Annotated in this window: 13 protein-coding genes; 3 read left to right on the forward strand and 10 right to left on the reverse strand. The window is 44.1% G+C overall.

What is annotated here, in order from left to right:
• Positions 1–64 precede the first annotated feature (64 nt).
• Both ABHV44_RS11345 and ABHV44_RS11350 read right to left on the reverse strand, forming a co-directional pair.
• Positions 65–1066, reverse strand: coding sequence for a glycosyltransferase family 9 protein (locus tag ABHV44_RS11345; RefSeq protein ID WP_459074810.1), 1002 nt, complete (start codon positions 1064–1066; stop codon positions 65–67).
• Positions 1067–1072: 6 nt separating this feature from the next.
• On the reverse strand, positions 1073–1891 hold the full coding sequence (locus ABHV44_RS11350) for a 2,3,4,5-tetrahydropyridine-2,6-dicarboxylate N-succinyltransferase (protein ID WP_459074811.1): 819 nt from the start codon (positions 1889–1891) through the stop codon (positions 1073–1075).
• Between the two features lie 86 nt (positions 1892–1977).
• Here ABHV44_RS11350 and ruvX point away from each other — a divergent pair, with 86 nt between their 5' ends.
• Positions 1978–2388, forward strand: coding sequence for a Holliday junction resolvase RuvX (gene ruvX / locus ABHV44_RS11355; RefSeq protein ID WP_459074812.1), 411 nt, complete (start codon positions 1978–1980; stop codon positions 2386–2388).
• 53 nt (positions 2389–2441) lie between these two features.
• Here the strand turns inward: ruvX and bshC are convergent, their stop codons facing one another.
• From bshC to ABHV44_RS11395, 8 genes are all read right to left on the reverse strand, one after another.
• Entirely contained in the window at positions 2442–4028 is a 1587-nt protein-coding gene (bshC, locus tag ABHV44_RS11360; RefSeq protein ID WP_459074813.1) for a bacillithiol biosynthesis cysteine-adding enzyme BshC, read from the reverse strand.
• A gap of 43 nt (positions 4029–4071) precedes the next feature.
• On the reverse strand, positions 4072–5115 hold the full coding sequence (locus ABHV44_RS11365; protein WP_459074814.1) for a T9SS type B sorting domain-containing protein: 1044 nt from the start codon (positions 5113–5115) through the stop codon (positions 4072–4074).
• 92 nt (positions 5116–5207) lie between these two features.
• Complete coding sequence (locus ABHV44_RS11370) at positions 5208–6152, reverse strand: hypothetical protein (RefSeq protein WP_459074815.1); 945 nt, start codon at positions 6150–6152, stop codon at positions 5208–5210.
• A gap of 79 nt (positions 6153–6231) precedes the next feature.
• Positions 6232–6930 carry a hypothetical protein gene (locus ABHV44_RS11375; RefSeq protein WP_459074816.1) on the reverse strand — a complete coding sequence of 233 codons (699 nt, stop codon included), beginning with the start codon at positions 6928–6930 and terminating at the stop codon, positions 6232–6234.
• Positions 6931–6933: 3 nt separating this feature from the next.
• Positions 6934–7479 (reverse strand): RNA polymerase sigma factor, encoded by a 546-nt coding sequence (locus ABHV44_RS11380; protein WP_459074817.1) that lies wholly within the window; start codon positions 7477–7479, stop codon positions 6934–6936.
• Positions 7480–7938: 459 nt separating this feature from the next.
• Entirely contained in the window at positions 7939–8949 is a 1011-nt protein-coding gene (locus ABHV44_RS11385; RefSeq protein WP_459074818.1) for an amidohydrolase family protein, read from the reverse strand.
• Positions 8950–9041: 92 nt separating this feature from the next.
• Positions 9042–9743, reverse strand: a complete 702-nt coding sequence (locus tag ABHV44_RS11390) for a LytR/AlgR family response regulator transcription factor (RefSeq protein ID WP_459074819.1) — start codon at positions 9741–9743, stop codon at positions 9042–9044.
• Positions 9736–10764 (reverse strand): sensor histidine kinase, encoded by a 1029-nt coding sequence (locus tag ABHV44_RS11395; protein ID WP_459074820.1) that lies wholly within the window; start codon positions 10762–10764, stop codon positions 9736–9738. The genes ABHV44_RS11390 and ABHV44_RS11395 overlap by 8 nt, the downstream gene beginning before the upstream one ends.
• 192 nt (positions 10765–10956) lie before the next feature.
• Here ABHV44_RS11395 and ABHV44_RS11400 point away from each other — a divergent pair, with 192 nt between their 5' ends.
• Together ABHV44_RS11400 and ABHV44_RS11405 are read left to right on the forward strand one after the other, a co-directional pair.
• Positions 10957–12729, forward strand: coding sequence for an FG-GAP-like repeat-containing protein (locus tag ABHV44_RS11400; RefSeq protein WP_459074821.1), 1773 nt, complete (start codon positions 10957–10959; stop codon positions 12727–12729).
• A 109-nt stretch (positions 12730–12838) separates the two neighbouring features.
• Positions 12839–14302, forward strand: coding sequence for a T9SS type A sorting domain-containing protein (locus ABHV44_RS11405; RefSeq protein ID WP_459074822.1), 1464 nt, complete (start codon positions 12839–12841; stop codon positions 14300–14302).
• Positions 14303–14347: the final 45 nt, after the last annotated feature.

The following is a 14347-nucleotide window of genomic DNA, read 5'->3' on the forward strand; positions in this document are numbered from 1 at the left end:
TGGAATTTTGATTCAAAGGAACAAAGATTCCTCGAAGACCATCATCACGGATTTGTCATAAAAATTAACCTTGTCCGGGCAGAGGAATATTCTCCGTTTTTATGTCGAACGCACACTTAAAGTGCCCTTTAGGACAAGCCTTGTAGCCGTGAAGTCCGCATGGTCTGCAAGGCAGGTCTTCTTCGATTTGCACAACGTAGCTTTCCTCCGAAAGAGGTCCAAAACCAAACTCAGGAATGGTAGAACAGTAAATGGCGGTGACAGGCGCGTTCATCGCGCTGGCCATGTGCATTGGAGCGCTGTCGTTTACGTAGTTCATGGCGGCTGTCGACATCAGGGCCGCTGATTGCAGCAGACTGAGTTTTCCTGCGAGGTTTTCGATTTTTGAATGATTCGACTCTTGTCGAATAGATTCGCAAGCATCAAAGTCTCCGGGAGCTCCCAACAAGAAAATGCGATAGTCGGAAAGTCGCCCGATCAGTTCTTGCCACTTTTCCGGTGGCCATTGCTTCGTAAACCAAACCGATGTTGGAGCAATGGTCACAAAAGTCTCTGACTGAAACTTTTCAACTGCTTGGAAGTCCTGCTCTGAAGGATAAAGCTTTGGCCTTTGTGATGACCTGTCTGTGAGATGCTCGATAAGCTGCAGGTTTCGCTCTGTTTCGTGCGGAGCGTCCTTTTCTTCCTGCTCTCCGATACGGTGTTCAAATTTTCTATCGAAAGTGAACGAGAACGGGTTCTTGCTAAACCCAATCTTCTCTTTAGCTCCTGAGAAAGCCGTCATCATTCCCGAAGCACCAAACCGCTGCAGGTTGATCAGATGGTCGTACTTCTCTCCGCGAAATGCTCGGGTGAGCTTTCTCAGATTACTGTACTTGCCACTTTTCTTATCCCAAATCCAAAGCTTGTTGATTTTCGGGTTATGCTCCAACAGTCCCTCGTTTCCCTTTCTCACCAACACATCGATTTGCGCTTCCGGGTAAAAACGGTGCAACTTTTCGATGATTGGAGTGGCCAGGATCACATCGCCCAAAAAGGCCGTTTGTATGACGAGGAACTTTTTCACTTCTGCTTAAACAGCAATTTCAAAATCACGCAACACTTTGTTGAGCGAAGTTTTCAGATCCGTGCTTTCTTTTCTCTTCCCGATGATGAGGGCACACGAAACATTGAAACTGCCGGCAGGAAACTCCTTGGTGTAAGACCCGGGAATCACCACTGAACGCGCTGGAATGCGGCCTTCGTAGTGAACGGGTTCGTCTCCGGTTACGTCAATGATTTTGGTGGATTTGGTAAGCACCACATTGGCTCCCAGCACTGCTTCTTTTTCAACTCTAACGCCTTCAACGACAATTGAGCGAGAGCCGATGAATGCTCCGTCTTCGATGATTACCGGAGATGCCTGAAGCGGCTCCAAAACTCCGCCAATGCCAACGCCACCGCTCAAGTGTACGTCTTTGCCGATTTGCGCACAAGAGCCAACTGTTGCCCACGTGTCTACCATGGTACCACTGTCCACGTACGCACCGATGTTCACGTAACTCGGCATCATCACCACACCAGGAGCTATGAAAGCACCGTAGCGCGCCACAGCGTGAGGAACCACACGAACACCGCGCTCAGCGTAGTCGCGCTTCAATTTCATTTTGTCGTGAAACTCAAATGGTCCCACCTCGATGGTTTCCATTTTCTGAATCGGGAAGTAGAGTACCACAGCCTTCTTCACCCACTCGTTCACTTGCCAATCCCCATTCTCGAGAGGTTCAGCAGTGCGCAGTTCACCAAGATCAATCGCGTGGATCGCATCTCTCACGGCCTGGATTGTCTCCCCGTCTTCCAATAGCGAACGGTCTTCCCAGGCTGCCTCAACTAGTTTTCTCGTTTTTTCCATTGTGCGAATAGATTTTGCTCAAAAATAGAATTTCTTGGCCGCCTGAGCTAACTCAGATTTTCAATGAGATGAGCTATTTTTGCACCATGGGAAAAATCCTGGCTATCGATTACGGAAAGAAAAGAGTTGGTATTGCCGAAAGTGACGAAACCAAAACTTTCGCATTCGGTCTCGATACGGTCGAAAATCAAATGATTTTTAAGTTTCTCAAAAAGTATCTTCAGGAAAATGATGTGGAAACGATTGTCGTTGGAGAGCCGACCAGACTCAATGGCGAGCCTACTCACATCACCGAAGAAGCAAACGAATTTTGTGACAAGCTCCGCAAGAAATTCCCCTCAATAAATGTTGATCGAGAGGACGAGTCTTTCACTTCCAAACTGGCCTTCGATGCTATGATAAAGGGTGGTCTTAAAAAGAAGGACAGAAGAAACAAAGCCATGGTCGACAAGGTCAGTGCAACGCTCATTTTACAGTCTTATCTTGAGAACATATAAATCTGTATGCCAGATTTTTATAATCGAACAACTCAAGTGTAAGTTTAGGCTAGCTATTCCTGTACAAAAATGTAGAATTGCCCCTCCAGGGGATCGAATTTTTGTTCAAACATGGACAGAAATTCGGGTCCGTGCTTGAGGTAATATTCCATGAAATTATCTCTTCTTTCCTGCAGTCCATTATCGGGGAAGAGATGCTGCTTGAGTCCACGGATTTGTCGCACCGTAGTCTCTTCTTTTTGCTTGGCAGCTTTGATCAATCTCTTCTCCAAATTCTCCAAACTGTTGAGCTGACTTTGCTCTTCGGCTTTGGCTTTCTTTTCCAGAGTTGGATCAATGTCTTTTGCCTTGCGAATGACTCTTTCAAAAGCTTTTTGGATTTGCTCTTTTGCCTGATCGAGTTCCACATCAGCGTGCTCAGTGATGTAGTGTTTCACCAACCACTCCTCGTCCTGAAAAAGATCGGGGATGGTAATCTCAAGCTTCTTCATTTTCCGGGCGTTTCCACCATCTACTATCAGGCACGAGTTTCTGAGAATCAAAAGAGGAAAGTTGGCGTCAGCGGCATCGAAAACGGGCTTGAGCTGTAGCCAGTAGCTGAGCTCTCCTCCACCTCCGATGTAAGCGAGGTTCGGCAAAATGACCTCCTGATAAACCGGACGAAGCACCACATTGGGACTAAACTTTTCAGGAGTTTGTGAAAGTGCCTTCTTGATTTCCTCTTTAGTAAAGGTGATATCCGTGTTCAGCACCACAAACTTTCCGTCTTCCTCAACTATGCGTTCACGGAGTCCGTCTTCAATGAAGAAAAGATTGATTTCTCGCGCGTGAACCTGAGTGCTGTAACCCAGGTTTTCTAGCTTTTGGTTGGCCTTTTCGATTTCCTTCGATGAGAAAGACTCAAAGAGTTCTTTCGTCATGGTCGGTTCGAAAACCGACTTCATCTCTCTGCTATCGGCATCCAGGATAACGAGTCCACGGTCGCCAAAAAGAAAGTCAACCAGAGTCGCTGTGGCTTTCGCAAGATTTTCTGAGGAGTAAGCCTTTTTAAAAATAGCTTTCAGCTCTTCAGCCGTGTCTTTGTCACCAAGAATTTCATAAACCTCTTCAAGCGTTCTATCAAAACCTGAAAGGTTCATCCGCCCGACAGGACCACTTTGATCAGTTTCCCACTTCAGTGGCTTGTTGAATACCCAGGTGTGATCTATCTCCGCGAGATCGTGGTCCTCCGTTGCCATCCAGTAAACCGGAACAAATTCATATTCAGGAAACCAGCTTTTCAGCTGCTCGCACAGTGCCAGCGTTGAGGAAATCTTGTAGATGAAAAACAGCGGCCCCGTGAAAATATTTAGTTGGTGGCCTGTAGTGACAGTGAAGGTTTTGTCATCATTGAGCTTTTTAATTTGAGCACTATCAAGCTTTGGCTCTTCGAGTTCCTGGTACTGTTTTGTGAGGTATTCTGAGAGGAACTTTCTCTTTTCGCTTGAAAAGTCGGAGCGCTGATCGATCAGCTTCCCGAAATTCTCTTTAGATGGAAAGCCTGCAATTAGCTCACTGAGCTCTTGTTTTTCTGACAGGTAATCAATTATTGTGGAAGGGAAAAACCCGGTATCTTCGAATGAGATCTTGTTTAAATTCATGCCGCAAAATTAGGCATGTAAACCGGAAAATTATCGCTTTTGTTTAACGAAGCAGATTGACAGTTCCGCTGAGGGTTCTCAGGACAGGCTTACCGTCTTCAGATTCATCTTCGTAGTAGAGCTTCCAGATATAAACTCCACACTCGGCAAAGTTGCCGTTGTTATCTCTTCCGTCCCAGCCGTGGTTTGCACTACCGTTTGAAAAAATGGAAGAGCCCCAGCGATCAAAAACCTCAAAGGTGTAATCTTCCATCTCTGGAGAATGCGGCTTGAAAACCTCGTTCACGCCATCGCCATCAGGTGTGAATGCGTTTGGGATAAAAAATCTCGAGTCATCTGAATACACCTCGTCATTCGGCAATTCACTGTCATCTTCTTGTGGTGGATCAGCACGGCCAATATCGGTCAGGTCTTCCACAGCGGACAATGGATTAAATCGCTCGATTTTAAATTCGTCAACAAAATAATAAGCCACGTTGGCAGAAGTATTTTCCACTCTATCCATATCGATGTCTTCATCTGTTTCAAAGACTCCTATTGTGAAAAACTGAGCATTTGAAGGAGCGGTAAACACGAACTCGATCTCTGTCCACTCTTTACTGTAAAAAACAGTGTCTAGCTCAAAGAGGCACTGAGCGTCCAGCACCTGATTCCATGCCTGATCAGGAGCGCTGCTGGTAAAAGAAACTCCCAGTTTGGAAACTCCTGCACCGCAATTAGAAGAGGTGGTAACAGAACCATTGGTGATAAAAAAAGTCATTTTGTACTGCTCACCTTGCTGCAAAGCTGTGGTAAGCTCGTTTGTGATGTACTCGCGAAAATCTGGCTCAGAGTACTTGGCAGCGGTAAACCCCATGATTCCTTTCCCAGAGTAGGGCTGCACAATAGCTACAGGAGTTTCGGGCAAATCGGCAGCCATACTGCCACCTTCGTGAAAATAATCGGGTGTGGAAGTGTCGCTTCCCGCATTGGTCCAACCATCGCAATTGCCCCAGTCACCGAGGTTTTGAGGTAGCCCAAAGTAGTACTCAAACCCACCGTTGTATACAAGGTTTTCCGTTTGAGCAGTAACTTGTGCGGTTGACACTGCAACTAGAATTAGAAAAAGTAGGCTCTTTGCTTTCACAGTGGCCAAGATACAAACTTTTGAGGAATGGTCAGTTCAGAAAAGTTGGCTTCTTACGGCTCGAATTGATATCGAAGTCCGAGCTGAAGACCTGCCTGATAGAAATTGAGTTGCACTCTACTTACCGGATCGGTGGGGCTATTGAGGGGTAACTGCAGATGAATCCTGGCGTAGCCGTAAAAGTTGGATGCCAACTTACGATTCACCCCGCCAGCTGCCTGAACTCCAAAGAGCGTTTTTGTAAATCTCTGGCCCGACTCAGGAACTGTCTCAAGATCAGCTTCTTTGTTCAACAGGATTAGATCAGATGTTGAAGTGCTGTAAAGAAATTGCGCTTGAAGGCCAAACTGAAAATCGAGCTTCCAGAGTCTGGATTTTGGCAGAGAAGGTGAGAAGTTAAAAAGCAAAGGTACCTCGAGATAGCGAAGTTCTATTTCTCGCTCTGATAGAGATATACTCAGGGTATCAAGCTCCGCTCCCAGCTCACCAAAGTCGTAGCGGGTTATTTGGGAAAGCTCTCCGTCTTCGAAAGACTCGAACCTGTAAAGACTATCATCGAGTTGATCGGTGTTGAAGTGGGAGTAGGTTGCGGTAATGTTTTTTGCTCCCAGCCCAACCATTACTGACCACTGATCGCTGAGTATGAGGCCACCGTAAAAAAGAGCTCCTGGATTCACGTCAAACCTCAACTCTCTGCCAATCATATCGTCCACGGTTCTCAGATTGTTGAGATCGCTCTCCAAAATGGTGCTCGTAGCAAATGCTCCCCCTTCAACCCCAAGCAGCCACGGAATTCCCTGCTTCGGCCGTTTAATTTCTGAAGGTTCGCGGGTATTGTTGACACTCACAGTGTCGTATTCAATGACTCTGTTGATTATGACTTTTTTGCCATCGACTATAAGAGTGTCTGTTGAAAAGGCCTGCAAGCTTGAAAAGGAAAATGTTAAAACACAAAGAAGCAGCAATCTAAACTGATTACTGCTTCTCTTATATTTCATTCTTTTTACCGATCCCATCGCAATGCTTCCAGTTTGGGCTAAAAATAAAACTTATGCGATGCGACAGACAAACAAAAGATCATTTCTCTTTTTCCACTTCTCTTTTTTCTTTCAAAGTAATTGTGATGCTGGTGCTCTTAGGATCTTTAATTTGTTCGAGCAAGTTTGGCAGAATTATGTAAGACGCTCTGTCGAAAGGAAGTGACTCGATACTCTCTGTCGAGTTTGGCTCAATGCGTTTCATTGGGACTTCCGCAACTTCAACAGGCTGCTCAACTTCGAGTTTTGGCGTTTCTTCTAAACTTTCTTCAGAATTTGCTCTTTTCTCTACCAACTCTTCCTGGTTGGCTTGCTCTTCATTAGCTGTTGTAGTACTTGCAGCCACTTCCTGTGACTGAAGATCACCTTCACTGGATTGAGATTCTGAAGCCATTTGCTCTTGAGTGTGTGTGAAGCTTGCAGCTTCTTCAGCAACTTCATCCTGACTAATTATGGCTGACTGAACCACTGATCGCTGCAGTTTTGCATCATTGAGAGTGCGATTTGAAAAATCACCAGTGGTTGAATTTTGAGCTGGAGTGGCATAAATCGCAGCACCTGTAGCACCGGCCACTATGAGTCCAACGTAATAAACATTGAGTGAAGCCAGGCTAAAGCTCATAAACTCCGACCACCAGAGTTTCTTCCGAATTCCTTTGTAGACACTTGCAGGAGGCTGCTGAGAGTAGTTCTTCAGCCCCTGAAACATTTCTGTCATTTGTTGTTCTCTGCTATCCATTCGTTACAGATTTATCTTGCTTAGTTCTTTCAGTTCGCGTTGTAAATATTTCTTTGCTCTTGACAGTTGGGACTTAGACGTGTTGATGTCAATATCCATCATGTCAGCAATTTCTTTGTGTTTGTAGCCTTCAATTACATAAAGGTTAAAAACCATTTTATACCCGGGTGGAAGGTCATTTATCACATTCATCAATTCCTCTTCCGTAAAATCAGACTGAAATGGAACATCCACTTCATGGCCTGTAGAGGGAATTTCGGTGACATCCTCGTGATAGGCGTGTTTTTGATTTTTGCGATAGTTCGTAATCGCTGTGTTAATCATTATTCGCCTAATCCACCCTTCGAAGCTCTTGTTTTGCGAATACATTCCAATGTTTTTGTAAATCTTCACAAACCCCTCCTGCATCACGTCTTCTGCTTCAAACCTGTTTTTGGTGTAGCGCAGACAAATACCGAACAGCATGCCCGAATATTTGGCGTAGAGCAGATCCTGATACTTCCGCTTCTTCTTCTTTACTCCTTCTATTATTTCCTTAAGGTCTGCCATTCACATTGGATGTCTGTGTAAGAACAACGCGAGTTGAAAAATGGTTGCTCTGCGAAATTAATTTGGTAAATCACCTACAAGATAGTGAGGAATTCACTGACATATGCTATTGAGAAAACGTATTTTTAATGTTTTGAAAGAGAATCTTGTGTTCATGTTTAAGTCAATGTCCAAAAGCTTTATCCTTAAAACCTTCGCATTTTTAGCGATACCAATTTTTTGGATTGTACCCTTTTTTACCAATATCAATGAACACGGAGTGCTCAAGAGAGATTTTCCAATGGATTGTCTTTTCAACAGTAATCGATTGACTTCAATCGTATTAAAGCCTGCTATTTCTCAGATTGAAATAATGATCTGCTTGAGTCTGGCCATTTTCTCATTTTTTTTAGCCACGAAACTTTTTTGGAAATCGTTTTGAAGAAAGAACTTTAATTCAAAAGGTAGTCTAAAATTTATCTATTCGAAATCCTCTTTCTTCATATCCAACCAACCCAAAGCTGAATTGCAGAAAATGTCTTCTACCGTCTCTTCGGGAAGTCCCATTTCTTCGATGAACTTACCGTGTTCGAGATCCCCCAATGGAAATGGATAATCCGTTCCTAGGCAAACCTTGTCGGCACCTTGCAGATCGAGCACGTACTCGAGCATTTTCGGATCGTGTGTGATACAATCCACCCAAAACTTACCAAGGTACTCGCGCGGGTTCACGGGATTGTCGATGGCAACCAGATCTGGACGGCAGTTGAAACCGTGCTCTACCCTACCAATCGTGGCCAGAAAAGAACCGCTGGCGTGAGAAAACATCCACCTCAACTTAGGGAGGCGTTCGAGTACTCCACCAAAAATGAGCGAACAAATTGCTCTGGAAGTTTCTGCCGGCATACCAACAAGCCACGGAAGCCAGTAGCGTTCCATGTCCGATTTACCCATCATCTCCCATGGGTGAACCATCACTGCCATGCCGAGTTCTTCGCAAGCTTCCCAGAGTGGAAAGAAATGCGGCTCGTTTAGATTTTGATTGTTGATATTCGACCCAACCTGAATTCCTTTGAGTCCCAGTTCCTTTTTGCATCGGTGAAGTTCTTCGATAGCCAGGTCGATATCCTGCATCGGAAGTGTGGCAAGGCCTACATAGTTTTTAGGATACTTGTTGGTCAGTTCGGCAAGATCATCGTTGAGAAACTTCGCCACTTGAAGCGCATCGTCAGGATTCGCCCAGTAACTAAACATCACCGGAATGGTGCAGACAACCTGCACTTGCGTACCATATTTGGCGTACTCCTCAATTCTCACTTCCGGATCCCAGCAATTTTCTGCAATCTCTCTAAAAAAACGCTCTCCCTGCATCATTCGGGCTTTACCAGGCTTGTGGTGATCGAGGTAAATGAACTTGCCATAGCCAAACTTCTTTGTCCAGTCGGGTAAGTGCTTCGGAATTATGTGAGTGTGCGTGTCTATTTTTAGCATGAGCGGAGTTTCTGAATTCAGCTCCGCAAATTAATCAACCTGGGTGATTGCGGCAAGTGTCAAGCGAAAACCATTGAGTATTGGTGTAGGTCTCATCTCCCCCATCTTTCCTCGACCAGCTTTTTGTAAGCCCGCCCTATTGGAAGCCTTTGATTTCCCAGAACTACTTCAGTCGAAGTGGTTGCTTTTATAAATGGGATTGAAACAATGAATGATCGATGAATCTGCATGAAATCACCTTCAGGGAGCTTTTGAAGAGTTTCAGTCATCGTCATTCTGGTGGAAATCTGAGTTCCGTCTTTCAGGTTTATCAAAACATATTCTTTCTGACTTTCAATGTAGCGAATACTCTCAACAGGGATTTTATAATCCTCTCTCCCACTTTTGACGTGAATAGACTGCGAACCCTCTTCCTCTCCAGATATATCGTAAACCCTAAAATGTCGGCAGATTCGTTGAATAGTTTTGGTGAATCGAATGAGTGAATAAGGTTTTAGCAAGTAGTCAAAAACCTCCAGGTCGAAGGCTTCTAAAGCGTGCTGTTCATAAGCACTTGTAACTACGATTAGAGGCTTTTGCTCAAGCGTTTTCAAAAAATCCATTCCCGACATTCCCGGTAGCTGAATATCCAAAAAGATGACATCAACTTTATGCCTGTGCAGGTATTCCTGAGCTTTAAAAACATTTACAAAGTGTTCTTCCAGTGTGAAATTCGGAAAATTCCCGAGGTAGTTTCTGAGAATTTCAGAAGCAGGCTGTTCGTCCTCAATTAATATGCACCTGAGATTATCCATGCTGTTTGGGAATTGTCAATTTAGTAGAAAAGAAATCACGATTCTCTTGTTGTATCAATTCGTAATTTGAATCGAAAATAAGATCAAGCTGATTTCGAATGTTTTTTAGCCCGATCCCTTTCTGATGGCCACTAAAATCAATTTGACTACTGAATGATGAGTTAACAATCTTAAAGACAAGCCGATCGCTTGATTCACCTATTTCGATATGAACAAAGCTGTCTTCTACCTGACTGCCGACTCCGTGTTTGAAGCTATTTTCAACAAAAGCGAAAAAGACTAAAGGTGGAATAAGTTCTTTCCGCAAGCTTTCTTTCTCGATATTAAAACGAACATCAAGCCGGCTACCGTAGCGCAATTTCTCAAGAGAAATAAAATTGTCTATTAGCTCAATTTCTTTTGAAAGTTGGATTCGTTCATTCTGACATTCATAAAGCATGAACCTGAGAAGATCACTAATCTTAAGTAGCATTTCTCCAGCTTTGTCGGATTTTTTTATCACTTCGCTGTAGATGCCGTTTAGCGTGTTGAACAAAAAATGCGGATGCACCTGAGCACGCAAAAAGTCGAGTTGCACAGACCTCTTTTCTCTTAGAAGCATCTCGTGTTTCTTTTGCCACTGTATTCTATCGTAAAGAAAGACTACACTTCCGTGCCCGCCAATAGCCGCAATGTATATAATGAACTGACCGGCAATCTTATACCAATTGAAATATTCAAAAGTATATTCCCCTGCAAAATAGTGCGGGTATATAAATAGTCCGAATAGCACTCGGTTCATAACTCCAGCAATAACCAGAGAAGAAATAATAGCCAGTGCTTTCAATATAGGATGCCATTTTGCAGACTTGAGGATATAGCTAAAAATCAAGATACTGATGACTATCAGTGTGGGGGTCCGAAGTAGGTTGATCAGAAAGTTGCCGAGCCATAGCCCCAGATAAGAAGCATTGATAGCAGTGAGCAGCACAACGAAACTACTCCAATAGATTATCAACCATTTATTTCTGGAATTTTTCACGGAATAAAAATAAAGGATTCCATGTGTAGCCAGAAGTGAATGCTACGAACTACCTCAACCTGCAACGAATGTCGATAATATGAAGACGATCGCCCTTCAAAAAGCACAAGAAGAAAAGCATTGCAACAACCTGTCTTCCATTGATTTAGTTTGGATTTTGAGTTGGAAAGTATTCAACTTTGAAAACAAAAAATGAAAAACTTAATTCTGATTTCTACAATTCTGATTTCTTCTCTTTCTGCAAGATCCCAACTTTTCGAACTGAGGACTGACATGCCGTTTTCGGAAGTGGCAGATGACAGTAGAAGCGCCAATTGGGTTGATCCGTACAACTTAGGAAAGCCAGGCATCTTCTTCAGCAATGGCCCCAGCTCGGGTCAGGATAATACTTTTTATTTCTACAATGAGGGCACCGGAGAGTACGTAGCTTCTGCAACTTCACCATTCACATCCGATGGAGCCCCTTCCGATGGAGCCACTTTTGCAGATGTTTTAAATGATGGCTACCTCGGTTGTTTTGTCGCGAACTGGTATGGAGAAGACAATCTGCTATACCTCTACTCCGAGGAGTGGAACTGGCTTGAGCCAGTGACAGATGGCCCGGTAACCAACACACCCAGTTATTCCGAAACAGGTGCCTGGGGCGATGCAAACCTCGATGGTTTTGTCGATCTCTACGTTACTAACAGTGCTGATGATAACACCAAAAACTTCTTCTATCTCAATGAAGGAGACGGCACTTTTACAGAAGTTGAAACCGGTGCCTTCGTTACTAGCCAGGGAAAATCGAGATCAGTCACCTGGGCAGACTTTAACAATGATGGTGTAGAAGACATTTTGGTTACTAATGAGGACAACGAACAAAACATCCTCTATCGAAATGACAATTTCCTCAACTTCACCCCAGTGGATGCTGGTGACCTTACCAACGACACTGGTAACTCAATGAGTGGAACGTGGGGTGACTATGACAATGACGGAGATTTGGATGTATTTGTCAGTAACTACGGTCAGAACAATATGCTTTACCGGAACAATGGCGATGAAACCTTCACAGCAATGGAAGAATCTGTTGTAAGCCAGGATGGTGGACTCTCATTTGGAGCAAACTGGGGTGACTTTGACAATGATGCAGACCTGGACCTGTTCGTTGGCAACGCCTTTTCTGACGGTGACGAGCTTGCCGATTTTCTATACCTGAACAACGGTGACGGAAGCTTCACAAAAGTTACAGATGACGAAACGGTGACGAACCTGGGATGGACCTTTGGCAATGCCTTCGGTGATATGGACCTGGATGGAGACCTGGACCTGATAAAAGCCAAGTGTTTTGATGGAGGTGAACCGAATGAACTCTACGAAAACAAAAGCAGCCAACAAGACGATCCGAATAGCTGGATAGTCGTCAACTGCATTGGCACAGCGTCTAATAGATCGGCAATTGGTGCTCGTGTCGAAATCACCGCTATAATAGATGGTGAGCAGGTTAGCCAGATAAGAGAGGTTACTTCGCAGAGTTCTTATTGCGGTCAAAACATGCTTCCACTCCATTTCGGCCTGAAGGATGCAGATGCCATAGAATCTTTGATTGTTCAGTGGCCAATTGGGCTTGAAGAAGCCTACGGAAACCTAGAGGTAAACCAATATTACAACCTCGTGGAAGCAACAGGCATAAGCACGGATATACCAGAGATCAGAGAAGATATCTCAGAAGGTGTAAATGTTTACCCAAATCCGGTAGATGATAAATTCACACTTTCAACTAATCTCTCCGACAATACCTATGTAACTCTCACTCTACGTAATATTTCAGGACAGGTGGTTCAGGATTTTGGAACAAGAAAATTTCGTTCGGGAGATCACTCGATTGAACTAAATCTTAAAGATGAGATCGCACCTGGAATATATTTTCTAAATGGGGTTTCGTCTAATACAGCCTTCACAAGGAAGCTGGTCCTAAAATGAAGTTGCACATGGTATTTCTGTGGAGGTTTCTAAGAAAACTTCACCCATAAATAACAATGGATCTCTGTCTACTTTGATCGTGTGATCCTAATAAAAAAACCGAAAAAACATGAAAACAATAGTCACATTCTCTTTCAAAAAAGTCTTTTTCCTAATCATTCTAGTAGGTCTACTTGCACCACAGTGTCAGGGACAAACAGTTGTTTTCGAAAATGGCTCTCCCACCCCAGGAACCGACCTGGGCTACAGTGTAATGGAAGCTCCGGACAGCACGTTGATTGTTGTCGGATCTACAACTACTAACACCAGTGGGCTGGCGGATATCGCAGTTACCAAAATGACTTCTGGAGGCGAAGAGATATGGTCAGTCATTCACGGAGGATTCAACAATGATTTTCCCAGTGCCAGCATTATGCTTGAGGATGGGAGTTTTGTTATTGTAGGAACCACAGGTAGCTTCACCTCCTCTCCTAGTCGGGATGTGTATCTACTTAAAATGGATTCGGAAGGCGAAATCCTATGGACAAATTCATACGGAGGACCTGAAACTGATGAGGGCACCGATATCAAACTAACACCAGAAGGTGATTTTATTATTTCTGCATACACAGAAAGCTATGGGGCCGGGGAAACAGACGCCTGGCTTTTTAAGACAGATAGCGAAGGCAATCTTTTGTGGGACCAAACTTTCGGTGGCACTGAAATGGACAATGCTCTGGGTGTAGACCTCTCTCCGGATGGAGGGTACATCTTGACCGGTGGTACCCGAAGTTTTGCCAGTGGATCAGAAGAAGATCTTTGGTTGATAAAAACTGATTCTGCCGGAACTGAAATATGGACTCAGACCTTTGGCGTTTCTGACCAAGTAGATTGGGGCTGGGATGTGGCTGCCACGGATGACGGATACGTAGCAGTGGGAATCTACGACAATAACCCGCTTAATCCACCTCCGATTTCCGGAGAGGCATTTTTTATGAAAGTCGACCTGGACGGCAGTCTGGTGTGGAATGAATCTATTCCCGGTGACTTACGAGTTGAAGGGTTTAGCATCTTCCCTACTCAGGACGATGGTTGGTTGATAAGTGGAACCAAATGGCTGGGACCTCCATCAAACGCCAGTTTTTGGGTGGCAAAAGCAAGTGCAGAGGGAGAAGTTGATTGGGAAGTAAACCTGGGCCAGCCAAATACAATTAACATTGCTTTGGATGTTATTCAAACCCGCAATGGCGATATTGTAGCTACTGGCTTCTCAGGAGCGGACCAATTTTCTACACAGGACCTACATGTTGTTCGTTTGACGGAGCAGACTATCTCTGTTTTTGAAAGTTCAAAAAACTCAATGTTTACCGCTGCACCTAACCCGACTCATGGACCTATTAAAATTTTATTAAGTGAAAATTACTCTGAGTGTGATATAAAGCTATTTAATGGAAATGGACAAGTGATGAAAGCAAAGGAGTTCGTGTATCAAGAATCAATAGAACTCGACCTTTCACTTTTTCCTGCAGGCTTATACTTCCTGGAAGTCACTGCCGCCAGAGAGACGGAACGAATTAGAGTCGTAAAGCTTTGATTTCGAATATCTTTTATCTCGAAAACTCGCTATGGCAACTCCGTT

It is taken from the genome of Halocola ammonii (genome assembly GCF_049334165.1).
Classification (GTDB): Bacteria; Bacteroidota; Bacteroidia; order Flavobacteriales_D; family Sanyastnellaceae; genus JBEGHD01.